We start from the raw sequence: 23,892 nt of genomic DNA on the forward strand, positions 1-23,892 counted from the left end.
TCTTAAAACTATTTATTATTATACCATCATTTAAATTAAAATTTACTACATTCATTCAAGAACTTCTTTTTTATTCAGGAAAAAATAAAAACAGTTTATTCTAACCAAATTTAGTTAGATAAACTGTCCTTAAATTAGAACTACTTACTCATTAATTTCCACAAATTTCAATGAATAACTGCCATTTGTTTGAATAATACTAACGACTAACTCGTACAAATCAACCGCATCATTTAAATTCATTAACTCAACTGGTGAATGAGAATAACGTCGCGGCACACACAAGGTTGCTGTCGGAATCCCACTTCCAGTAACAGCTAATTTAGCTGCATCAGTTGTATAAGCACCACTAAGAATTGTACATTTTTGTAAGGAAACATTTATTTTTTTAGCCTGTGCTTCAACCAAACGACGAACTGCCGGATGAACAAAACTAAAGAAAACTGGATGGGCACCATCTGCAATCGGGAACCCTGGTCCTTGTCCAAGACGAATAGGCAATTCTTTTTCTGTGTTGATTTCTGGAGTATCACCAGCTGGAATTGTATCTAAAACTAAAGCATAATCTGTTGGATGAGCATGTCCCGCCGTTGCTGCTCCATACAAACCCGCTTCTTCTCGAACTGAAAAAATTGCTTTTAGTGTTCCATTAAAATCAGTTTTTTTCAAATTTTTGATTAATTCAATCAAAATACCACAATTGATCCGATCATCCACTGCCTTCGTCGCAATAAAGTCAGGATCACTCATTTCCATAAATTCACTTTGCCAAATAATTTGGTCGCCAATTGTTATTCCCAGATCTTCTACTGCTTTGCGATTCGGCAAAGCTAAATCTATATAGCAATCAGTAATAGAAGGAACACGGCTAGCTTCTGCAGGTGTTTGCAAATGTCCTGGTTTCGTTCCAATAATGCCTGGAATATTTTGTTTTCCAACAGATACTTTACGACCTAACAACAAATTATCCGGTACACCACCAACTTTATCAACTAATAAAAAACCATCTTCGAGAATACTCTTGACCACTAAACCGACTTCATCCATATGAGCCATCAACATTAAACTAGGTCCAGCCTGTTCCCCAACCTTAGTTGTAATAATATTGCCATTACAGTCGATTTCGATTGAGTCTATATACGGTTTCACTTCACGATAAATAAAACGAATTAGATTTTCTTCTTGTCCCGAGCCACCATTTAATTGACTAAGTATTTTTAAATTCTCACGTAATTTTTCTTTAATTGTTACTGGCATATTTATTCCACTCCTTTTAATTTTTGCATCTCTAATTGACTAACTTTCCAAGGATTTCCAACTAAAATTGGTCCATGATTTGTCTTAAGCAGTAATTTTCTGCCTTTATTTGTTGCATATTCTTCCAAAGCAAAACTGCCATAGCTTGTTTCCACTTGAATATCGCAATGTACAGGTAACTTTTTCAATTCATTCACTAGATCTCGTGCATTTTTATATGGATATTCATGATTCAAACGTAGAACCATATCTAAGTCACTAGTTTCTTTAATAGTCACTAACCTCGTAGCTAATTCAAAACCTGTACTTCCAGTTGGTCCCCATTTTGTAAACTCCTGATTCATTCTTGGTTCTACTTGCTTTAATGCTTGGATGACTGGCAATTGTTGCCTGCTGAATGGCAAATGCTCCCAGCTACGCTGCCTAACTAAAGCTTCTGGTTGAATGATGTTTTCGTTCATTGCGGATCCCAACTGCAACCATGCACCATATCGCTGACTGCGTTCTACTCCACGAATCCCAACTGGAACCAATTTCATTAATTGTGAAGCAGATAACGTTGTTCCACAAGGTAACTCTCGTTGTCTCCTAACAACTACAAAAGGAAACTTGATTAGAGAATCATCTATCCAGTCTGGAATAGGCGTATCTAGCGAATAAATCAATTGGTTGCCAGGTTTTAGTTGAATTAAATCATGAGGCCGGGTACTTAAGCTTGCTACTCCCATTGCTTATCTACCAACTGGCGAACTTTTATGGTTGCCACTCGCCCAGTTGTTTTAGCAGCTTCTGTCTGGTACCGGTAACTTAGATCCGTTGGAGCATTTTTTGTACTTTCTATAGCCTGCAGAATAATTCCTTGCATCATTTGTTGTTCCTCAATTGTTGGCTTATCTCCATTAATGCCATCTACTAATCGATATAAGGCTCCTAACTTAGCAAAATTTTGAATATCATAAGCCATTGCTGGAACTTTGCTAGTTGCTAATTCTAATTCTTCAACGGAACGATGGGTAATTCGCGCAGCACTTGCTTTAGACATCGCTTGAACATTGATTTTCGCATCATTCAAGGCAATTAAACGGTTCGCTTGTAAACCATGAGCCAAGAATGCTCCTGAAATCGCATTACCTACGATTACACCAATCACTGGATGACCCATTTGGCGAGCTTTAGCGTAAGCAGCCGCACTTGAAGCCAAAGCCAAATGAATCCCAATTAACTCTTCCTTATACCCATAAGCTTGACTAGGTACATCAATAATAGCAACAATTGGACGTTTTTCTACTTGAGTTTGATCTTCTGTGATGATTTGATGCACAATTGTTGCTAGTCCAAAACCTTCAACTAATCCAACTTCGCCATTTCTGACACGTGGCATTGAATTGGATACATTAGGAACTACGGAAATATACGCTACTTTTTGGTTTTCAATAATGCTATTTTTATACAACAATGTTGGATACTCTTGATTAATTGGCCATTTAAGTCCAGTTAATGCAGCAAACCAACTTCCTCCTCGGCTACCTAAAGAAGTTTTTTTATTAGAATCCCCTTCTTGTGCCTCAGGAATCACTACAGCTTTTGATCGCCTATGTTCCTCAATTTGTTTTTGATAGCTTTCGGGTGTCATAGTCTGTGTAAAGTTTAGTTGAGACAATAGATTCAAATAAGTAGCTGCCTTATCTGTTCTTTTTGAGTCTTTTTCTTCATTAATTCCATTGAAGACGGCCTTTTTAATTGCTTCACAATTATCTGCAACCAACTCATCAATTAAATCTGTTGCCAATCGTTGTCTAGCGCCAATAGTACTCCAAATCATTTCTTTATCACTAGCATCAAATTCCATCACACCAGCTTCTTGTTCAATCACTTCAGGTCCATTTAAACCTATTCGGGCTTTTTTTGTTGCAATCAAATGAGACATTAAAGCCGCTGTTATTGACATTCCTCCAAAAGAACCAACTAAACCAGGAATAATTCCAATAACCGGAACATATTTTTTTAAAGCTACAATAACATTGCCAATCTCAGAAATCGACAATAATCCATAATTAGCTTCTTGCAAACGAACTCCGCCAGTATCTAAAATTAGAATCGGATAAATTCTCGTTCCACTTTGATTGTCTTTTAGAACGTTCTCTAAGGCAGCTACAATCTTAGCACCACCCACTTCTCCAATGCCACCACCTTGAAAGGTTCCTTCAATCGAAATCACCAACACTGAGTTACCAGCAAGTTTCCCTTTTAGCAAAACAATTCCATCATCACTTTCAGGAACTATATTTTGCGGTTCAAGATGTGGAGAAATCATTTCATCAAATGGACCCACTAATTCTCTCCCCGTCCCCTGATCCAACAAGGCATATCCTCGCTCTCTAGCACGTAATTCAACAAAGCTATTTTTCATGATTAAGTACCTCCAACGCTTGTGTTAATCGCAAATTCACCACTCCTGGAGTCGCACCAAAATCATTAATTTTAATAGCTGCTGAAACGGGATATCGTTGAAAAAAACGATCAAGAACATTTTGCCAAACTTCTTGGAAACCGTCACTTCCTGTTGTAACAAGTACAGTCGTCTCAGTTCCATCAATGGGGCGCATAATAATTTCTAAATCACCTGATGCCACCACTCCAATATGAATTGGCTGATGAATCTTTTGGTTCGTTTGATATGAAAATGATAATTTTTCCAAAATAGAATTCCTCCTTCTCTAAAGCTAACTCATTTACGTCCCTTCAACTAAAAATAAAATGGCTGCAAATAAATCTGCGCTACCACCAGGTGAAAGGCGGTGCTTGCGGCAATAAGTGTCTAATTGAATAAATGGAAGATTCGGTAAAGGAGCTTGTAAGGCTTGTTTAGCCAAATCTTGAATCTTTATTAAATCTTGCCAAGTTCCTCGATGCAAGATGCACGTATCCTCAACCACTGATACTACTAGTAAAAAAACCGTTAGCTTTTCTATTTCATCTAATCTATCTGCATTTTTGTGCCGTAACGCATAGGCTAAACCTTTTTTCATATGAGGGAAACCTTGCTGTGCCTCCATTAACGCCCCCATTACACCATATTCGGCACTAACTTTTTCTCCATTACTAATAATTTTTTTCATAGGTTGATATCGATCTGGATAACTGGCTAATTCACCAGCTAAACTTAAACTCACCATTGGATTTTCTCTATTTCCATTACTAGCAATAACACTCACCAATAATCCAATTATCCAAATAGCCCCTTTATGAGTATTGACTCCATTGGTAGCCGTCAACATCTTAGCTTCACCTTGACGTCCAATCATAGCAATTTTTTCTCGTAGCTCTTGATTGATAGGATGTTGATGTGATACCTGTGCAATTTCTAAAAAAGTTGAATATAAACTATCAGCAGACTTCATTAATAGCTCTAAATCCATATCTTCATGAGCGCCATTTCCTCGTCCATCCACTAAACCCGGCTTTGGAGTAAACTCAGCTTCTCTTTTTAATGCAGCAACAGCTCGTTGTGCTAATTGGTTAGCTTTTAATGAGCTATCATTTGGAGCAAAAGTCGCTAGTTCCATTACGACCAACTCCTGAATTTAGCAGGTGGCTGATACAAACCATCTGACCATTCAACTAAGTCATCGATCGTTTGGGCAGCTAATAAAGAGCGCTTCGCTTCACCACGAGCAACGCCTATATCTTCCGGTAAGGCGACAATTCCTCGACTTCTCAATGCATTTAATTGAGCTACATTGCTTCGTAATCCAATTGGAGTAACGCCTGCAATCGCTGAAATAGCTTGTTTCCGCTCCTCCATACTTGACGTCTTGTACAAATACGCAATTCCTTCTTCTGTAACAATATGCGATGTATCTTCACTGTAAATCATTACAGGTACATTAGCCAACTCAGCCTCTTGTTGAACTTTCAGCGCATCTAACGAATCAACAAAGACTGGCTTCTTATTTGAACCATACGTTTCTACCATTTGTACAACTAACTTACGTCCTTTTGCCATAGGATCCGTTTGATCTTTCAAATCCAGCCAAGCAGGCGTTGCGTGTCTGCGTCCACCTGGATTATGCCCCATGTTCGGTGCTCCGCCAAATCCTGATAAACGTCCATTCGTAACCGTAGATGAATTCCCAAACTGATCAATTTGCAAAGTAGATCCAATAAACATATCAATCGCATACTGACCTGCTACTTGGCTCAAAGCTCGATTAGAACGCATACTTCCATCTGCTCCTACAAAGAAAATATCTGGTCGAGCCGATATATAGCGCTCCATCCCAACTTCTCCACCAAAACTATGAATGCTTTCAACCCACCCACTTTCAATTGCCGGAATCATAGTAGGATGCGGATTTAATGTCCAATTTTTTGCAATCTTCCCTCTTAAACCTAACTGTTCACCATAAGTTGGTAGCAATAGTTCAATTGCTGCTGTATTATAGCCGATGCCATGATTGAGGGATTGAACTTGATGCTTTTGATAAATCCCTTTAATCGCCATCATTCCCATTAGAATTTGTAACTCAGTTATATTTTGTGGGTCCCGAGTAAATAAAGCTTCTAATTGGTAGGGTTTATCCGCTTGCACGACAACATCAACCCACGATGCTGGAATATCTACTCGTGGCAGCTCCGCTACAATCTCGTTGACCTGAACAATTACAATTCCATCTTTAAAGGCTGCTGCTTCAACAATAGTAGGTGTTTCCTCCGTATTAAAACCTGTATATAAATTCCCTTGATAATCTGCTTTATCTGCAGCAACTAGCGCAATATCAGGAATTAGATCCACAAATAAACGCCCATATAATTCCAAATACGTATGAATATCACCTATTTTTAATTGCCCATCCGCTAACATCTGAGACACACGTAAACTTTGAGAACCAGCATAAGAAAAATCAATTTTTTCAGCAATTCCCTTTTCAAATATATCTAAATGCTCTGGACGAGAGATACTAGACATAATCATATGGAGATTTGCTACTCTAGAGGGGTTAACTTGCAGTAAACTTTGCGAAAGAAAGCTAGCCTGCTTTTGATTATCTCCTTCTAAAATAACCTTTGAACCAGAATCAATTAATTCTTCTAACACTTGAATAATATCTTCGGTTGCAACAAATTTACTGCCTTTCTCTAGACGAAATTTTGCGATTTTTGCTAGCTTTTCATTTTTTTTATCTCGATTTTGTGTCCATGAACGCTGTATTTTAGTCATTTTCTTGCTCCTTCCATTTCGTTAATAAATAACTCGTTCCTTCCAATCCTAATCGATCCATCGAGATCCACCGAACATTCGATTCACTTGTTTCCCCTAACTTAGTCAAGGTCTGTCCAGGCGGCAGCTCAACTTTTACTTGTGGACCATACCCATGTTCCTTTGAAGCTTGCATCATTTCCGACCATTTTACGGGATACACAATATTTTGAACCAAATCCTCCGCTACTAAGTGCGCTTGACGGACTCCTCTGCCAGTATGATTGGCTAAATATAAACAATTTGGGTCCTTTATAGTTATTTTTTTTATCTCTTTTAATAACTCATCAGCAACCTCTTGCATTAATGGACAATGAGAGGGAACCGGAACGTTTAATCGAATGGCTTTGGCGGCCCCATTAGCTTTAGCTAACGCTAAAACCGCATCAATCGCAGGTAAATAACCTGATAAGGCAATTTGTTGTGGTGCATTCTGATTAGATAGATAAACGGGCATCTTCAATGAATGTATTTGTTGAACTAAAGGGCTTAACTCTTCTTGGAACAAGCCCGTAACGACTCCCATCCCATAATCTTGTGGGTATGCTTGTGCCATTAAAGTAGCGCGTTGATAAACAATTAAAATAGCCGCCTCTAATGAAATAGCCTCAGCTAAAACAGCTCCACTAAATGCCCCAATCGAATGTCCAGCTACTTGTTTTGGATGAAATCCTGCTGCTTTTAACTGACGCCCATAATGCGTTTCAATACTTAATAAAGCTAATTGAATTCCAACAATTGAGTGATACGTATCCTCTGTATCTTGCAGTTGAAAGCCTGTTAAATCAGCAACCAAATCAAGCTGCTGCTTCGGTAGTTGTTGAAGCATTCCTTTATACTGACTGCCTTGCCCTGGAAAGGTAAAAGTCAATTCCATCTGCTCACCTCATTTCGCTCCATTGTCTTCACTGTTTATTTTAGCCTTTTTTTGTTACAATGAACAATATAAATAAACCATTCATTCATAACTAAATGGTTATAAGGAGTTAATCCCATGAACTTACTTCAACTTACCTATTTTCAAACAGCTGCAAATTTTGAAAACATGACAAAAGCTGCTGCTGCATTGTTTATTTCTCAGCCTGCATTAAGTAAAGCAATTGCCCAATTAGAAGCTGAATTGGATGTAAAATTATTTGATCGTCAAGGACGAACCATACAATTAAATAAATTTGGCTATGTCTTTTTAAGTTATTTAAATGAAAGCCTCAACTCACTGGAACAAGGAAAACAAGCCATTTTAGAATTAAAGCAACAAGAAACCAACAGCATCTCTTTATACATGCCCGTCGGTTCTCCTGCTTTACCTAACCTTGTTCAGATTTTTAAGCAGAATCATCCTGAAGTCCGTCTTAATTTAATGCAGCACAATCATGATGGCTTATTGAACTATGATTTTGCTATTACAACCGAGCCACAACCCAATGACGAAAAGCTCTTTTTATTATCTGAAGAATTCTATTTAGGCGTTCCAATTAACCATCATCTAAGTGCAAAAAAAATTATTCAACTAAAAGAACTAACCAATGAAGAATTTATCGGTCTAACAACTGCAAAGGCATTGCGACGAACTGTCGATACCTATTTCAAGGAAAATGAGTTTAAAGGACACTATATTTATGAAAGTGATGATCCCGCAACGGTTAGAGGGCTTATCGAAGCTGGCTTAGGCATCGGAATTATTCCTTCCATTCTTTGGCAAACCTTGCATACAGACAAAATTCGTTTATTGCATTTTTCAGAAACCCCTCCTCATCGAACTATTTATTTATGTTGGCCTAAAGAGTTAGAGATGACTGGCATCAATCGAATAATTATCAATGAAATAAAAAGCTTCTTTAGTGGGTTAGAACGAACAAAACTATCTATTTATTAAAAATAGCGTGAAACATAACTATTTCCTAGTTATATTTCACGCTATTTCGATATTCCTAAGTTGAGAAAAAAATAGTTGATTCCTTTAACAATAAGTATCGCTACTTTTTCCTTCTCCTCTTTGATTTAGTTAAATTTTCCATCTGCAATTCGTGTGACTAATATACGCATACCGTGATAAATAAACGGTACTGTAACAATTAAAGGAAGTCCGAAAAGTAGAATTTGTGGATTAAAAAGACTGACTAATGAGAATAGATTTCCAAAGAAAATAAACGCGATTAAAAATAAGGTAACTAAACTACCAATCATCACCATAATTTTACGATCAAATGGTCGTGAAACATAACTTAAGGCAATAAAACAAACTGTTCCAGCTAATAAAACACTTAACGTTGAAGAAATTGAAAAATCTAAATTAAACCAACGAGCCAACCCTAAAATAATGAGTGTGTAAATCACAACCGTTAATCCTGCAGAAAAAGCCGGTTTTAGTACATTTTTCAAAAATCCACCTTTAATCTGACTATAATTCGGTCGTAAGGCTAAGAAAAAGGAAGGAATTCCAACAGTTAGTGAGCTAATTGGACTCAACTGGATTGGCTCAAATGGATAAGCAGTCTGTACAAAGATAAAGATTGCTGCCAAAATTGCTGAATAAACGGTTTTCGTTAAATACAACGAAGCTACCCGCTGAATATTATTTACTACTCTACGTCCCTCCATTACGACACCAACCATTGAATCAAAATTAGAGTCTAGTAGGACAAAATCAGATACGCCTTTAGCTGCATCACTACCCTCAGCCATAGCAATACTACAATCTGCTTCTTTTAAAGCTAAAATATCATTAACACCATCACCTGTCATGCCAACTGTATGTCCAGCTTTTTTCATAGCTTGAATTAATTCTCGTTTTTGTACTGGGCTTACTCGACCAAAAACTGTATACTTTTGTGCAATCTCTGTTAAATCTTCCCCCGCTACTAATTTACTCATGTCAATAAAGCGTTCGCCATCCTTGACGCCTGCGCGTTGAGCAATATGAGAAACTGTTTGAGGGTTATCCCCTGAGATAATTCGGACCTCGACTCCTTGTTGCGCGAAATAAGCTAATGTTGCTGGCGCCTCTGGTCGAATTGTATCCTCCATAATAACCAATCCAATGAACGTTAAATCAGCAGGAACTCCTTGACTACTAACTTCCTCACTACTTTTAGCAAATACTAAAATCCGCTCACCATCTAAACTAGCTTGATTTATTTTTTGTTGTACTTCTGATGGCAATTCTGTAAATAAATACTCTGGAGCTCCCATCATATAAGAGCCTTGATTTTCAAATGTTGCCCCACTCCATTTACGAATAGATGAAAATGGCACTGCCCGCGTCAAATTCCATTGGAAATTATTAGTTACGGCTTGTTTTAAGGCTAAACTAGTAGAATTATCATCTTGTAACCCCTCAACTAAAGCGCTAATGACTTCTTCTAACTGAGCCTTTTTTATAGCCCCATAAGGCATTATTTCCTTAACTTTTAAATTTCCATCTGTAATCGTTCCGGTTTTATCTAAACAAAGCAAATCAACACGAGCCAATGTTTCAATTGAACCCATCGTTTTCACTAAAACATTCCGCTTCGTCAAATTAATAACACCCACCGCTAACGCAATTGACGTAATTAAGATTAAACCTTCTGGAATCATCCCAATAATTGCTGCGGATGTTCCTAGAATCGTTTGTTTAAGCGTCGCTGTTCCTCCCATATAATTCGAGAAGAATAGCAATCCTCCGATTGGAATAATCGCAAAGGTTAGTCCTTTAATGATTTTTCGCAACGTTCTAACTAATTCGCTATAAATTGCTTTTCCAGTTTTCGCTTCTAAAGCAATTTTAGCTGAATAACTTTCAGTTCCAACCTTCGTTGCTTGCACATGAGCATTTCCGCTGACAACATAACTACCAGATAATACTTCTGAACCAACTGTTTTATATACTGGATCTGATTCCCCAGTTAGTTGAGATTCATCTAATTCCAAACCTTCTGTATTAATGACGATGCCATCGACGCAAAGTTGCTCACCACGACGAATCAACATTAAATCATCCTTCACTAATTCCGATTGGCCCACTTGAATTTGAACTCCATCACGAATCACTTGAACTTTTGCTTGATTTAATAAACTTAACTTATCAATATTGTGCTTTGCACGAATTTCTTGCACAATTCCAATCACTGTATTTGTAATAATCACACCTAAAAACAGCAAATTTTTGTAGCTGCCTGTATAGACGATAAATCCTGCAATAATCAAATTAATTAAATTAAACAACGTACAAATATTCTCAAAGAAAATTCGTTTAAAACTTCTAGTCATTGGTGGTAAACTTTTGTTACCCTCTCCCCGTTGACGGCGTTGTTCAACTTCACTTTGCGACAGTCCTTTATTTTTAACCTTCACTTCCATAATAATCAACTGTCCCCCTATCTGATAAATGCCTCTGATGACACTTACTTCTCTCAAAAAATCTCATTTACCTCTTTAACAATACCACTTTTTGTTTAAAGAATTCTATAATTTTTACTTATGATTCCATATACAATAATGAACAAAATTTAGTCACTACGTTTTTATAGCTAATTTTATAACCTTCAATCATTTCCCTATTCTAGCTGATTTTTCAAAAAAGAACTATCGGTCAAAAGAATGAGTTTTTTCTCAGCCTCTTAAACACTTAAAATTAGACAGAACCTTTCCCCTTCTAGTATACTTAAATGGTAATGAAATAAGCAGATGGAGCGTGAAAAAATGAGTAACAATGTAATTATTATGAATTTTGATTCCGAAAGTAAATCTTATCAAGCTTTTTCAGAGATTAAAAAGTTACATGTAGAAAAGAAAATTAAAGGCGAACAAATGGCTATTTTAGTCCATCAACCCAATCATCAATTAGAGCCAAAAGAATTTATTGACTTCAATGGTCCTGATAAAAATATGAAAGGCGGCTTAATTGGCATGTTAGTGGGAGTTTTAGCCGGTCCATTAGGTGTACTACTAGGTTGGTTCACTGGAAGTATTATTGGTTCTGTTCAAGACGCTAAAGAAGTCAAGGAAGCTATGTCTGTATTTGAAGAAACTGTAGATATGATTCACGAGGGCGATACTGGTTTGATTTTGATTGCTGATGAAGAGGATAATCGCTTTATCAATGAGTTAGTCTTCCAAAAATTAGAAGGTCGTATTACACGTCTCACTGTTGAAGATGTTGAAAAAGAAATTGAAATTGCTAAAGAAACTCAAGAAACTGTTGAAGACCATGCAAAGAAAAGCTGGTTTGATCGTAAATAAAACCAAAAACTTCAAATTAGCATACTTGGCTAATTTGACTCTGTAATAAAAAAGGGCTGATTGAATCATAAAATGATTCAACCAGCCCTTTTCACTTTAACTCATCAGACCATATTGGCAAAGAGCTTTTTCTTTATTAATTGGCAACAATATTGACTAATTTACCAGGTACTGCAATGACTTTACGAACTGTTTTGCCAGCAATTGCTTCTTTCACTGCTGCATCATTCATAGCAATATCTTCCATATCATCTTTGCTAATGTCTTTTGGTACCAAAGCTTTAGCTTTTAGTTTGCCATTTACTTGGAAAATCACTTCAACTTCATCTTCTACTAAGAAACTTTCTTCATGAGTTGGCCAGCTAACATAACTAACCCCACCTTCATGTCCTAGTTTTTCCCAGATTTCTTCTGTCATATGTGGAGCAATCGGTGCTAACAATTGAATTAGACCAGCCACATAATCTACAGGTAGTGCATCTGCTTTATAAGCTTCATTTACAAAAACCATCATTTGCGAAATAGCTGTATTAAAATGCAAACTTTGATAATCATCTGTAACTTTTTTAACCGTTTGATGATAAACACGATCTAATGAACCATCATTAATTGTTGTAATGCGATCACGTAATTTGCCATCTTCATCAACAATCAAACGCCATACACGATCTAAGAATTTACGACTGCCTTCAAGACCATTTTCGCTCCATGCAATTGCTGAATCCAAAGGTCCCATAAACATTTCATACATTCTAAGTGTATCTGCACCATATTTTTCAACAACATCATCAGGATTGACTACATTGCCTTTTGATTTAGACATTTTTTCATTGTTTTCACCAAGAATCATACCTTGATTGTACAATTTTTGGAATGGTTCTTTTGTTGGAACTACGCCGATATCATACAAGAATTTATGCCAGAAACGGGCGTACAATAAATGCAAGACCGCATGTTCTGCTCCACCGATATAGATATCAACAGGCAGCCATTTTTCTAGTTTTTCTTTGCTAGCAATTTCATTTTTGTTATGTGGATCAACAAAACGTACAAAGTACCATGAGCTACCAGCCCATTGTGGCATCGTATTTGTTTCACGACGACCTTTTAGTCCCGTTTTAGGATCAACAACGTTTACCCAATCAGCAATATTAGCCAATGGTGATTCACCTGTTCCACTTGGTTTGATTTCATCTGTTTTTGGCAACAATAATGGCAACTCAGCTTCTGGAATCGTTGTTGTAGTCCCATCTTCCCAATGAATAACAGGAATTGGTTCACCCCAATAACGCTGACGAGAGAACAACCAATCACGTAAACGGTAAGTGACTTCTTTCTTCCCAAAGCCTTTTTCTTCTAGCCATTCGTTCATCTTAGCAATCGCTGCTGTTTTTGTATCAATTCCATCTAGGAAACCAGAGTTAAAGTAAACTCCTTCACCTGTATAGACTTCTTTTGTGATATCTCCACCTTCAATGACTGGTGTAATTGGCAAATCAAATGTCTCAGCAAATTCATAATCCCGTCCATCATGAGCTGGAACAGCCATTACTGCACCCGTTCCATATGTCGAAAGAACATAATCAGCAATCCAGATGGGCATTTCTTGACCATTTACAGGATTAATTGCGTAAGCACCTGTGAAAACACCAGTCTTTGTTTTAGCCAAATCAGTTCGATCCAAATCAGTCTTCAAACTAACTTCTTGGATATAGGCATCAACTGCAGCTTTTTGTTCTGGAGTTGTAATTTCAGTCACCAATTCTAATTCTGGTGCAAGTACTGCAAAAGTCGTTCCAAATAATGTATCTGGACGTGTTGTAAAGACTGTAAACTCTTTATCTGTATCTTTAATTTTAAATGTAACATTTGCTCCAACAGATTTTCCAATCCAATTGCGTTGCATTTCTTTAATGCTTTCTGGCCAATCTACCGTTTCAAGATCATCAATCAAACGCTCAGCATAGGCTGTGATTCTTAACATCCACTGTTTCATTGGTTTACGGAAAACAGGGAATCCACCACGTTCACTTTTACCATCAATGACTTCTTCATTCGCCAAAACTGTTCCCAATGCTGGACACCAGTTTACAGCTACTTCCGCTTCATAAGCCAAATCATGCTCATATAATTTAGTGAAAATCCATTGCGTCCATTTATAATAATGTGGATCTGTTGTATTAATTTCACGATTCCAATCATAGCTAAAACCAAGTGCATTGATTTGACGACGGAAATTCTCAATATTGTGTTTAGTAAATTCAGCAGGATCGTTTCCTGTATCAAGTGCATATTGCTCAGCTGGTAAGCCAAAAGCATCCCACCCCATTGGATGAAGAACATTGTATCCTTGCGAACGTTTCATACGAGCTAAAATATCTGTTGCTGTATACCCTTCTGGATGCCCAACATGTAGACCTTGACCAGACGGATAAGGAAACATATCTAAAGCATAAAAGTTCTCCTTGTTTGGATCTTCTGTTGTGTTAAACGTATGATTTTTTGCCCAATACTTTTGCCATTTTTTTTCAATCGTCTTGTGATTATAACTCATGATGTACTTCCTCTCTTCTTTCATAATTTCAGTCAAAATAAAAAATCGTCCTATGAATACTAAATAAAACGCTAAGCATTTTTAGTATTCATAGGACGAATGAACTATTAAAATTCGTGGTACCACCTATATTTTCCATAGAAATAGCATAAAGCTGCCTTCTATAGACTCCTCATACCTTTAACGCAGGCGCTACGTTTTTGTCTATTACTAATGACTTCTTAGGTTCAACAAAACGACTATTTAGGCGAGTTCATTATTCCTCTCTATGCATTTTCACCACCCATGCACTCTCTACGAAAGATTCCTAACTACTATTCCTAATCACTGTCTTTTTCTGATAATGAATTCATTTTAACAAATATTCCAGGCTGTTGCAAGTCATGAATTCCAATACTACATAAGAACGTCAATAAAAAGAACCAACACCTTCCTTCTGATAAATATTCGTTCCAAAACATTCATTTTCTGCTGTATCATAAGCAACAACATAAATTTGGCTATCTTGAGTAAGTCCATATTTTTTTAAATTGGTAAAATCAAAATAAGCCCCTGTTAATTTGGTATCTTCAGGAATAAATTGACCCTCAATCATCATACGAACTTTTGTAACCTCTTTACAAATCTGCCTCGATACGTTTCACTAACAGCAAGGTACATCGTTGGATTGTACTACTCATTAAAGACTTTTCCAACTTGCCCAACAATCGTTAGTTTATTATTTTGCATAGGAATAAAATTCAAATCTACTTCATAACATGCTAGAATAAAAGAAAGACTACTTTAAGAAATGAGGCTATTGTAAGCATGGCAAATCGACAATCAGATTTTCGCATTGAAACAGATTCTTTAGGGGATGTTCAAGTCCCACTCGATAAATTATGGGGGGCACAAACAGAGCGAAGTCGCGTTAATTTTAAAATTGGATCTGAAAAAATTCCTACTGCAGTTATTTTGGCATTCGCTCAACTGAAACGTGCAACGGCTATTGTGAATCATAAAAATGGAAACCTTGACACCCAACGTAAAAATGCAATTGTTGCTTCCTGTGATGAAATCCTTACAGGTGAGTATGCCGAGCAATTCCCTCTTGTTACTTGGCAAACCGGTAGCGGCACCCAAAGCAACATGAATCTCAATGAAGTTATTGCACATTTGGCAAATCAAAAATTACTAGAAACCGATTTAACCGTTCATCCTAATGATCATGTGAATATGTCTCAAAGCTCAAATGATACGTTTCCCACTGCAATGAATATTGCTGCCTATGACTCGATCATAAAAAATCTACTTCCTGAATGTAAAAAAATGATTGCCACTTTAGAAGAAAAAGAAGAAAAATATCACGACTTAATTAAGATTGGTCGGACACATTTACAAGATGCAACCCCTTTAACCTTTGCCCAAGAGATTAGCGGTTGGAAGATAATGTTGCAAAAAGGCTTGAATTTCATTGAAGACAGTAGCCAGAATATCTTAGAATTAGCAATCGGTGGTACGGCTGTTGGAACTGGTCTAAACGCTCCCCTAAATTTTGGTGAAGATGTAGCCTACGAATTAAGTATAGCAACTGGACATCCTTTCATAAGTGCGCCGAATAAATTTTATGCCTTAACTAGTCATTCTGACCTAAGCTACACTCATGGAGCTATTCGTAGTCTAGCTAGTGATTTAATGAAAATAGCCAATGATATTCGCTGGTTAGCAAGCGGACCTCGTAGTGGAATTGGGGAAATTACGTTGCCAGCCAATGAACCCGGCAGTTCTATTATGCCTGGAAAAGTCAATCCTACCCAAGCTGAAGCGTTAACAATGGTAGTCGCTCAGGTGATGGGAAATGACGTGACTATCACTGTTGCTGCAAGCCAAGGAAATTTTGAATTAAACGTCTATAAACCGGTAATTATCCTGAATTTTCTACAATCAGTCACCCTTCTAAGTGATGCCATGCGTTCATTTAGAGTTCACTGCTTAGTTGGTTTAGAGGCTAACCAAGAAGCAATGTCTGAATTAGTTAAACGTTCTTTAATGTTGGTCACTGCTTTAAGCCCACATATTGGCTATGAAAAAAGTGCCACAATTGCTAAAAAAGCCTTAGCTGAAAATTTAACCTTAAAAGAAGCAGCTTTAGCATTAAAATACGTTAGTGATACTGAATTTGATTTATGGGTGGATACTAGCAAAATGGTTCATCCTTAATAAAAAGTGTCTATTTCCTCAATTCCTTAGGAAATAGACACTTTTTTAATTAGACTGTTTCATTTTTCAAATAATCTTTCAGCCAATTTTTTCCTTCAACAATTCTAGTTACTAGCATCGCTGCTGTTGTGTTTCCTGATGAATTTAATAACGTTGCAGGTATATCAATAATCGTACTAATAATAACAATAACTGGGACAGCCTCTAACGGAAATCCAAATACATTCACAATCAACATTTCTGCAATCATTCCACCACCAGGAATTGCTCCCATGACCGCACCAACTAAAAAGGCTCCTAAAATAACGCTAACCATCGCAGACGGTGTCGTTAAATCTTTTCCAAAAATACCAAATAAAAAGGCTATTTTTAGTACACCACCAACAACCGACCCATCCTTATGAGTATTCGCCCCCAAAGGAATCACCGTTTCAGCAATATCTGAAGTTACGCCCATTTTCTTAGAGTATTCTAAATTTACTGGAATACATGCCGCACTAGAGCAGGTAGCAATTGCCGTAATTGATGGTGTCGCAATATTACGCCAATAGATTTTCACTCCGTCTTTCCCACCAGCAATAAATGCATAGAGTGAAAAGAAGAAAATATAGTAAAAAATCGTAATAATAATATACAAAATCAGACTTCGAGCATAGCCCCCTAAAATCTTTGAACCTAAGGAACCAATTACGCTAGCAAAATAACATCCTAATCCAATGGGTGCATAATACATAATGATTGAAACCATTTTCATCATCACTTCATTAGCAGAAGTAAGTAATTTTGCAACTGGTGCACCAGCCTCCTTGGCCATCGATGTTGAGACACCAACTAATATAGAAAAAACAATTAGTTGCAACATATTGGATTTAGATAACAATAAATGAAAATCAGATACAGTTAAAGTATTCACAATTCGTTCTAAAAATCCCATCTTTTCTGCTGCACCTGTTTCTGGTGCCCCCATCAAAATCTTTACACTTTCGACATCAATTCCATGAATGGGATTAAAAAGAACTACACCGATATACCCGACAATGGCAGCTACTAAAGCTGTCCCAAAGAAAACAAAAAAGGTACTTCCCATAATTTTTCCTAATCGTTTCATTCCACTCATGTTGGCGATTGCAGAAGAAATACTAAAAAAAACTAATGGAACGAGCATCACAAACATCAAATTTAAAAATAAATCTCCTAAAGGTTGCACAACTGTTGCTTTTTCACCAAACACAACACCGCCAATTCCTCCCAGTACTAAGCCACCGATTAATAAAACCGAAGCTTTATATTGTTGCCATATTTTTTTCATCTGTATACTCCTTTGCTTTTTTAAAGCTATCAACTAAAAGTTTTAATTTAATAAAATGAATCTAAAATCCATCTACCTAAGTTTAAATTTTTTCTAAAGAATTACAATACTTTTTTTCAAAATTCACACTATTATTTATTAAATTCTTAAAAAGGAGTATAATACTATTGTTCCTATTAATAGATATCAAACATCCACAATTATACTATTTCATAAGCAAGGAGGTTTTCCATTGAAAATAAAAATCAACCAATTATTCCTAAGATACCAAGAATTTTTACGCTACTTTTTTGGGGGTATGATTGCCACTGCCCTTAATATTGGACTTTATAAGACTTTACTAGCCATCTTGCCACTCCATTACTTAATCATCAATTTTATCGTTTGGTTGATTACAGTTTTATTTGGTTACTATACAAATCGACGCTTCGTCTTTAAAAGACCAATCAACTCACTAATGGACACAGCTAAAGAAGCTGGAAATTTTATTGGTTTCCGAATTATCTCAGGATGTGCAGATTCTCTGACTATGTGGGTTCTTTTTTCACTTATAGGCGTTCCAGAAATTGTCACCAAACTACTAGCCAATCTAGTTGCATCATTAATCAATTATTATACAAGTAAATTAATTGTCTTTAAACATAGCTACTCTTCCACTATTGAAATTCCCTCTAACTTAAAGGAGATTTCGGAAAATCTAACAAGATTATAAAATTAAGCATTACATTTGTATTTTAGTATCAGAATCAACATTATTCCCTGGGAAATAATGTGAATCAAAAAAACCAGTAAGATAAGAATTGCTTATCTTACTGGTTTTTCCACTTTTTTTAGATTAACCCATGTAATTTTTGATACAAATCTTTAGCGTAACTATCTGTCATTCCACAAATAAAATCAGTAATTAACAACATCCGCAAATACAGTTTGATTTCATCCGATTGACCTTCTGCATTTTGATGATAACACCCAATATAATTATCTGAAATCAAAGACATTAATCGTTTGCTTTTTTGAGTTCCACGCTCTGCTAATTCACTATCATAATAAATTGCTGCTGGAACAAACATATCCAATAGTGAATCAATAATTTCACTACCAGCTAACTCAGTTTCAACCACACCTTTATCCAAATACAAATATTTCACCGATAAACCTTGTAACGTTTGAACTAATTGATCTGCTTCCGAAGCATCTAGCAATGATTCATTAAACGTTCCTGTCATAATCGCTTCATAATTTTCATAGAAAACCTCTAAAGAGCGATTAATTAATTGCCCTCTCAAACTTGAAGCAATCCACTGTTGACCCGTAAAACTATCATCATGGTTTTTATGACGTTCACTACGTTTCACTAACTCTTGATGCACTGTTGACGTTACTCGATTTGGATTTTCTACTGCTTCAAATTCCGCTAAAATCTGAGAAATGGAAACAATATCTTTTTTTATTCCATCCTCTAAATCCGCATTTAAATACGCAATATCATCTGCAACCTCTAATAAATACGTCAATGGATGACGACGATTTAATGCACCTGTAGCTTCAGTTACTTCATTAAATAAGTGTTGATCCGCATAGAAATAGCCCATTTTCTTACTTCTAATCTCTTTTTTACTAATTTCAGTTGAAGAAACAGGATATTTCATAATACTATTCAGTGTTGCATACGTTAAATTCATGCCATATTCATCAAATTGATAATGTAATTTAGACACAACTCTTAAAACCTGTGCATTCCCTTCAAAGTGAAAGAAATCTTGTAACATTTTTTGATCCAAAATTTCAGCTAAGCTCCGCTCACCATACATTAGATCTGAGCTATTATTTTGGAACCACTCACGAATTGATTCTTCACCAAAGTGACCAAAAGGCGGATTTCCCATATCATGCAACAAGCCTGCACAAGCCAAAACTTCCGGAATCTTCTCTCCATGCTCTTTTGTAAAAGATGGATCAAGTTTATTCTCTAATAGATGATAAGCAACCATCCCACCCATTGATTTTGCAATAGTTGAAACCTCAAGCGAATGTGTTAAACGCGTTCGGATAAAGTCACTTTTTTCAAGCGGAAAAACTTGTGCCTTATCTTGTAAGCGCCGAAAAGAAGCACTCATAATAATTCGTTGATAGTCATTTTCAAAAGCACTACGGACATCCCGCGACTTCGCATAATTCACCGTTGTTTTTTTACGACGTTCATCATTTAATAATTGATCCCAATTCATTTTCAACCCAATCCCTCATTTCCAATTATTCATTAGAATTATACCATAAAATCACAGGAGCAAGCATTGGGTAGCAAAAATAGGTGCCTTTAATTGAAGAATGATACTATAAAATCAAAAATACAGAAATAGAATTACCCTTTATTCCTAATTTTCCCTATTAATTCTTTTAATTGTGTTTTAATTGGAATACCTAATTCTCGTTTATTTTTAATCATGACTGCTAGATAATTCATAACTAGCTCACCAAAGAAGTAGAGGAAACATATAAGTATCGAACCCATAAGTAGATAGTTAAACATCAATCAAATCCCCCAAATATTTTATTGTGTTACCTTTGTTTCAAGAATACTTTCATTTTAAATAGTCTATGTTGTACTTGTCAATCATAAAAATAAACGTTTTTACTTTATAATTTTCTATTAACAATGGTTCCCATTTCATTATGGATATATCTATCTATATAACAATAAATGTCTCTCATTATATACAAAATTGTACTAAAAAACAGAAGTTTGATGAAGCAAGAAATTATTTTAACAGCAACTAACTTCACTGCTAATCTGACATTAAATAAAGCGTATTAACTTCCAAAATTAGACTTTTAAAATCTAATTTCAGTAAATCAATACGCTAACTTATTTTAATGATCCAACATGCATTTAATGAAAAACAGTACTTGCCGTAATCTGATGATCGATATCAGCTAAATACGCTATCTGTGTTGCTTCATCCCAGCCATAATAATCAGCCATTTCAGTCACAATTAATTCCTTCACAGCTTTTGCATGTTCAATATCAAATAACAATTGACTGCTACGACGCAATAAATAATCAATTGGTTTTAAGACCATCTCATGCTCTAATCCATAATGCAACATCATATAATCAATTGGTTCTAATTGACTATCTTTACTTGCATTTAAATAACTATAAACAGCATCAACATTTGATCCATAACGATGCACTAATGCTTTGGCCGAATCTAAATCAATGCCTAAGTGTTCGCCAACTTCAATCTTTTCAATCACAAATTTATTGAAATAATCACCACCACCAACATCACCACCAGATAACAATAGATGCTCCGTTGCTGATTTACGATAAGCCATTCCTTCCTCAATTGATAATTCTAATAACACTTGATCCACGACTTTTTCTGACATTTTACGATAGCCCGTTAATTTCCCACCAGCAATCGTAAATAAACCACTAGCTGAATGAAAAATCTCATCCTTACGAGAAATTTCTGATGGGTCCTTGCCTTCTTCATGAATCAATGGACGAACTCCTGACCAACTTGACTCCACATCCTCTACTTGAATAGGGGGAATATCAAACATTTGATTAGCTGCTGCCAAAATATATTCAACATCCGCTAAAGTTACTCCCGGTTCTTTTGGATCCCCTTTATAATTTGTATCCGTTGTTCCAATATAAGTCTTTCCTTCACGAGGAATTGCAAACATCATTCGATTGTCATTAAATGGTGTATCAAAATAAATGGCATTGCTAATTGGGAATTTGCTTTCATCAATCACTAAATGCACACCTTTAGTCAAATGCATCGTTTTGCCTTTTTTAGATTGATCCAGTTCTCGTAATTCATCCACCCATGGACCAGATGCATTCACAATTTTCTTCGCATAAATACTCCCAGTCTCACCTGTTAATTCATTGTGAAAATGAACACCTTTTACTTTGCCATCAAGATCATAAATGAACTTTTCAACCTTGACATAGTTCGCAATATAAGCGCCTTTTTCAGCTGCTTTTTTCAAGACTTCTATCGTTAAACGAGCATCATCTGTTCGATATTCGACATAAACACCTGCACCTTTTAAGCCTGTTTTTTTCAAATAAGGCTCCTTTTCCACTGCACGTTCTGGTTTTAACATATAACGACGTTCATCTTTTTTAACTTTCGCAAGATGATCATACATCTCTAGTCCAATTGCTGTTGTAAATGAACCAAATGTACCACCTTTATAAAACGGCAAAACCATCCAAAGTGGCGTTGTTACATGAGGGGCATTTTCGTAAACAATCGCTCTTTCCTGTCCTACCTCTTGTACAACTTTCACTTCAAACTGCTTCAAATAACGCAACCCACCATGAACTAATTTAGTTGAACGACTAGACGTACCAGAAGCAAAATCACGCATTTCCAAAACACCAACCTGCAAACCACGCTCTTGAGCATCTAACGTAATTCCAGCACCAGTAATTCCACCACCAATCACTAAAACATCCAATAATTCATTTTGCATTTTTTTAAGGTTTTCGATTCTTGTTTCATTTGAAAATTTCATAATTAACGAGTCCTCCACTTCTTTAATCTAAACGTATCAGCCAATTTAATTTTTAAAACTGCGTGTTGCACTAACAGCTTTTTGCCAACCTTGATACAAATCTTGACGCTCTTCTTCAGCCATTTTGGGTGTATAACTCTCATCTAATAACCAGTTAGCCTTAATATCTTCAATGCTTTCCCAGAAACCAGTTGCCAATCCGGCTAAATAAGCAGCCCCTAATGCCGTTGTTTCACTGACTTTTGGACGTTTAATTTCAATATCTAAAATATCACTTTGGAATTGCATTAAGAAATTATTTTTTGCTGCACCACCATCTACACGCATTTCCGTAATTGGAATGCCCGAATCTTTAATCATAGTTTCCATTACATCTTTCGATTGATAGGCAATTGATTCTAAAGTTGCTCGAATAAATATTTCTTTAGATGTTCCACGAGTTAATCCAAAAATGGCTCCACGAGCATCAGTATCCCAATGTGGTGCACCTAACCCAACAAAAGCCGGCACCATATAAACACCATCAGACGTACCTGCACGAAGCGCAAATTCCTCTGTTTCCCCTGCATCCGTAAACATCTTCAAGCCATCACGTAACCACTGAACCGCAGAACCTGCCACAAAAACACTACCTTCTAAGGCATAATTGACCTTACCATCAAGTCCATAGGCAATCGTTGTAATTAAACCATTATCCGAGTTCACTGCAGTTTCACCAGTGTTCATTAAAATAAAACAACCCGTACCGTAAGTGTTTTTTATCATTCCTTCTTCAAAACAATTTTGTCCAAATAAAGCAGCTTGTTGATCTCCCGCAACACCTGCAATCGGTACTCGTTGTCCAAACATATGGTACTCAATTGTTTCTCCATAAACTTCAGAAGAAGAACGCACTTCTGGTAACATCTTTTTAGGAATCGTTAAAATTTCTAATAATTCATCATCCCATTTTAACTCATGAATGTTAAACATCATCGTTCTTGATGCATTAGTATAATCTGTTACATGAACTTGATTGCCTGTTAACTTCCAAATCAACCATGTATCAATGGTACCAAATAATAAATCACCTTTTTCCGCGCGACTTCTTGCTCCCTCAACATTATCCAAAATCCAACGAACTTTCGTACCAGAGAAATAAGCATCCACTTTTAAACCAGTTTTACTTTTAACTAATTCTTCATAACCATCTTCAATAATCTGATTTGCAATCTCACTAGTTTGACGAGATTGCCAAACTAAAGCGTGGTATACTGGCATTCCAGTATTTTTATCCCATACAACCGTAGTTTCCCGTTGATTCGTAATACCAATCGAATGAATTTCAGTAGGCTTTGTGTCCGATTCAATTAAAACACCCGCAATCACAGCTAACGTTGTTACCCAGATTTCATTAGCATCATGCTCTACCCAACCCGGTTCAGGAAAATATTGTGTAAACTCACGTTGTGATGTATGCACAATCTCGCCTTTTTTATTAAATAAAATTTCCCTCGTACTTGTTGTTCCTTGATCAATTGCTAAAACATATTTCTTTTCCAAAATCCTTC

Annotated in this window: 18 protein-coding genes and 1 other annotated feature; of the genes, 4 read left to right on the top strand and 14 right to left on the bottom strand. The window is 36.3% G+C overall.

Going from position 1 to position 23,892, the window contains the following annotated elements:
• Positions 1 to 144 precede the first annotated feature (144 nt).
• Genes BR43_RS02460 through BR43_RS02490 form a run of 7 tightly spaced genes read right to left on the bottom strand, consistent with a single transcriptional unit; the run spans position 145 to position 7,394 of the window.
• The gene (locus tag BR43_RS02460; RefSeq protein ID WP_051933785.1) at positions 145 to 1,257 is read right to left on the bottom strand and encodes a M42 family metallopeptidase; all 1,113 of its coding nucleotides are present in this window, start codon (positions 1,255 to 1,257) and stop codon (positions 145 to 147) included.
• A gap of 2 nt (positions 1,258 to 1,259) precedes the next feature.
• Entirely contained in the window at positions 1,260 to 1,985 is a 726-nt protein-coding gene (locus BR43_RS02465; protein WP_034559106.1) for a malonate decarboxylase holo-ACP synthase, read from the bottom strand.
• Positions 1,976 to 3,667, bottom strand: a complete 1,692-nt coding sequence (gene mdcD, locus BR43_RS02470; RefSeq protein WP_034559108.1) for a biotin-independent malonate decarboxylase subunit beta — start codon at positions 3,665 to 3,667, stop codon at positions 1,976 to 1,978. Before mdcD ends, BR43_RS02465 begins: the two co-directional genes overlap by 10 nt.
• Positions 3,657 to 3,956 carry a malonate decarboxylase subunit delta gene (locus BR43_RS02475; RefSeq protein ID WP_034559110.1) on the bottom strand — a complete coding sequence of 100 codons (300 nt, stop codon included), beginning with the start codon at positions 3,954 to 3,956 and terminating at the stop codon, positions 3,657 to 3,659. The genes mdcD and BR43_RS02475 overlap by 11 nt, the downstream gene beginning before the upstream one ends.
• A gap of 33 nt (positions 3,957 to 3,989) precedes the next feature.
• Positions 3,990 to 4,823, bottom strand: coding sequence for a triphosphoribosyl-dephospho-CoA synthase (locus tag BR43_RS02480; RefSeq protein ID WP_034559112.1), 834 nt, complete (start codon positions 4,821 to 4,823; stop codon positions 3,990 to 3,992).
• Positions 4,823 to 6,478, bottom strand: a complete 1,656-nt coding sequence (gene mdcA / locus BR43_RS02485; protein WP_034559114.1) for a malonate decarboxylase subunit alpha — start codon at positions 6,476 to 6,478, stop codon at positions 4,823 to 4,825. Before mdcA ends, BR43_RS02480 begins: the two co-directional genes overlap by 1 nt.
• Positions 6,471 to 7,394, bottom strand: coding sequence for an ACP S-malonyltransferase (locus BR43_RS02490; RefSeq protein ID WP_051933786.1), 924 nt, complete (start codon positions 7,392 to 7,394; stop codon positions 6,471 to 6,473). Before BR43_RS02490 ends, mdcA begins: the two co-directional genes overlap by 8 nt.
• Before the next feature lie 117 nt (positions 7,395 to 7,511).
• On the opposite strand from BR43_RS02490, the gene BR43_RS02495 reads away from it, so the two are divergent.
• The gene (locus BR43_RS02495) at positions 7,512 to 8,393 is read left to right on the top strand and encodes a LysR family transcriptional regulator (RefSeq protein ID WP_051933787.1); all 882 of its coding nucleotides are present in this window, start codon (positions 7,512 to 7,514) and stop codon (positions 8,391 to 8,393) included.
• A gap of 125 nt (positions 8,394 to 8,518) precedes the next feature.
• Here BR43_RS02495 and BR43_RS02500 read toward each other — a convergent pair whose 3' ends face one another.
• Positions 8,519 to 10,858 (bottom strand): cation-translocating P-type ATPase, encoded by a 2,340-nt coding sequence (locus tag BR43_RS02500; protein WP_034559116.1) that lies wholly within the window; start codon positions 10,856 to 10,858, stop codon positions 8,519 to 8,521.
• Between the two features lie 342 nt (positions 10,859 to 11,200).
• On the opposite strand from BR43_RS02500, the gene BR43_RS02505 reads away from it, so the two are divergent.
• On the top strand, positions 11,201 to 11,740 hold the full coding sequence (locus BR43_RS02505; protein ID WP_034559119.1) for a DUF1269 domain-containing protein: 540 nt from the start codon (positions 11,201 to 11,203) through the stop codon (positions 11,738 to 11,740).
• Between the two features lie 136 nt (positions 11,741 to 11,876).
• Here BR43_RS02505 and leuS read toward each other — a convergent pair whose 3' ends face one another.
• Together leuS and BR43_RS02515 are read right to left on the bottom strand one after the other, a co-directional pair.
• Entirely contained in the window at positions 11,877 to 14,294 is a 2,418-nt protein-coding gene (gene leuS / locus BR43_RS02510) for a leucine--tRNA ligase (RefSeq protein WP_034559121.1), read from the bottom strand.
• Positions 14,295 to 14,382: 88 nt separating this feature from the next.
• Positions 14,383 to 14,631: a binding site (T-box leader), on the bottom strand.
• Positions 14,632 to 14,703: 72 nt separating this feature from the next.
• Entirely contained in the window at positions 14,704 to 14,892 is a 189-nt protein-coding gene (locus tag BR43_RS02515) for a hypothetical protein (protein ID WP_034559123.1), read from the bottom strand.
• A 209-nt stretch (positions 14,893 to 15,101) separates the two neighbouring features.
• Here BR43_RS02515 and fumC point away from each other — a divergent pair, with 209 nt between their 5' ends.
• Positions 15,102 to 16,493, top strand: a complete 1,392-nt coding sequence (gene fumC / locus BR43_RS02520) for a class II fumarate hydratase (RefSeq protein ID WP_034559125.1) — start codon at positions 15,102 to 15,104, stop codon at positions 16,491 to 16,493.
• Between the two features lie 49 nt (positions 16,494 to 16,542).
• On the opposite strand, the gene BR43_RS02525 is transcribed toward fumC, so the two are convergent.
• A complete protein-coding gene (locus BR43_RS02525; RefSeq protein WP_034559127.1) occupies positions 16,543 to 17,802 on the bottom strand; it encodes a dicarboxylate/amino acid:cation symporter in 1,260 nt (419 codons plus the stop codon).
• A gap of 232 nt (positions 17,803 to 18,034) precedes the next feature.
• On the opposite strand from BR43_RS02525, the gene BR43_RS02530 reads away from it, so the two are divergent.
• Positions 18,035 to 18,514 (top strand): GtrA family protein, encoded by a 480-nt coding sequence (locus BR43_RS02530; RefSeq protein ID WP_034559129.1) that lies wholly within the window; start codon positions 18,035 to 18,037, stop codon positions 18,512 to 18,514.
• Between the two features lie 118 nt (positions 18,515 to 18,632).
• On the opposite strand, the gene BR43_RS02535 is transcribed toward BR43_RS02530, so the two are convergent.
• The 3 genes from BR43_RS02535 to glpK form a co-directional block, all read right to left on the bottom strand.
• Positions 18,633 to 20,030 carry a deoxyguanosinetriphosphate triphosphohydrolase gene (locus tag BR43_RS02535; RefSeq protein ID WP_034559237.1) on the bottom strand — a complete coding sequence of 466 codons (1,398 nt, stop codon included), beginning with the start codon at positions 20,028 to 20,030 and terminating at the stop codon, positions 18,633 to 18,635.
• A 662-nt stretch (positions 20,031 to 20,692) separates the two neighbouring features.
• Positions 20,693 to 22,342 carry a glycerol-3-phosphate dehydrogenase/oxidase gene (locus BR43_RS02540; RefSeq protein ID WP_034559132.1) on the bottom strand — a complete coding sequence of 550 codons (1,650 nt, stop codon included), beginning with the start codon at positions 22,340 to 22,342 and terminating at the stop codon, positions 20,693 to 20,695.
• A 45-nt stretch (positions 22,343 to 22,387) separates the two neighbouring features.
• Entirely contained in the window at positions 22,388 to 23,884 is a 1,497-nt protein-coding gene (gene glpK, locus BR43_RS02545; RefSeq protein ID WP_034559134.1) for a glycerol kinase GlpK, read from the bottom strand.
• Positions 23,885 to 23,892 lie beyond the last annotated feature (8 nt).

The organism is Carnobacterium gallinarum DSM 4847, assembly GCF_000744375.1.
Taxonomy (GTDB): Bacteria; Bacillota; Bacilli; order Lactobacillales; family Carnobacteriaceae; genus Carnobacterium; species Carnobacterium gallinarum.

Excerpts from the sequence above, each read along its gene's own strand:
- mdcA (WP_034559114.1), bottom strand. The coding sequence starts at position 6,478 with ATGACTAAAATACAGCGTTCATGGACACAAAATCGAGATAAAAAAAAT.
- BR43_RS02460 (WP_051933785.1), bottom strand. The coding sequence starts at position 1,257 with ATGCCAGTAACAATTAAAGAAAAATTACGTGAGAATTTAAAAATACTT.
- BR43_RS02500 (WP_034559116.1), bottom strand. The coding sequence starts at position 10,858 with ATGGAAGTGAAGGTTAAAAATAAAGGACTGTCGCAAAGTGAAGTTGAA.
- BR43_RS02515 (WP_034559123.1), bottom strand. The coding sequence starts at position 14,892 with ATGATGATTGAGGGTCAATTTATTCCTGAAGATACCAAATTAACAGGG.
- fumC (WP_034559125.1), top strand. The coding sequence starts at position 15,102 with ATGGCAAATCGACAATCAGATTTTCGCATTGAAACAGATTCTTTAGGG.
- BR43_RS02490 (WP_051933786.1), bottom strand. The coding sequence starts at position 7,394 with ATGGAATTGACTTTTACCTTTCCAGGGCAAGGCAGTCAGTATAAAGGA.
- BR43_RS02535 (WP_034559237.1), bottom strand. The coding sequence starts at position 20,030 with ATGAATTGGGATCAATTATTAAATGATGAACGTCGTAAAAAAACAACG.
- mdcD (WP_034559108.1), bottom strand. The coding sequence starts at position 3,667 with ATGAAAAATAGCTTTGTTGAATTACGTGCTAGAGAGCGAGGATATGCC.
- leuS (WP_034559121.1), bottom strand. The coding sequence starts at position 14,294 with ATGAGTTATAATCACAAGACGATTGAAAAAAAATGGCAAAAGTATTGG.
- BR43_RS02465 (WP_034559106.1), bottom strand. The coding sequence starts at position 1,985 with ATGGGAGTAGCAAGCTTAAGTACCCGGCCTCATGATTTAATTCAACTA.
- BR43_RS02480 (WP_034559112.1), bottom strand. The coding sequence starts at position 4,823 with ATGGAACTAGCGACTTTTGCTCCAAATGATAGCTCATTAAAAGCTAAC.
- BR43_RS02540 (WP_034559132.1), bottom strand. The coding sequence starts at position 22,342 with ATGAAATTTTCAAATGAAACAAGAATCGAAAACCTTAAAAAAATGCAA.
- BR43_RS02495 (WP_051933787.1), top strand. The coding sequence starts at position 7,512 with ATGAACTTACTTCAACTTACCTATTTTCAAACAGCTGCAAATTTTGAA.
- BR43_RS02525 (WP_034559127.1), bottom strand. The coding sequence starts at position 17,802 with ATGAAAAAAATATGGCAACAATATAAAGCTTCGGTTTTATTAATCGGT.
- BR43_RS02505 (WP_034559119.1), top strand. The coding sequence starts at position 11,201 with ATGAGTAACAATGTAATTATTATGAATTTTGATTCCGAAAGTAAATCT.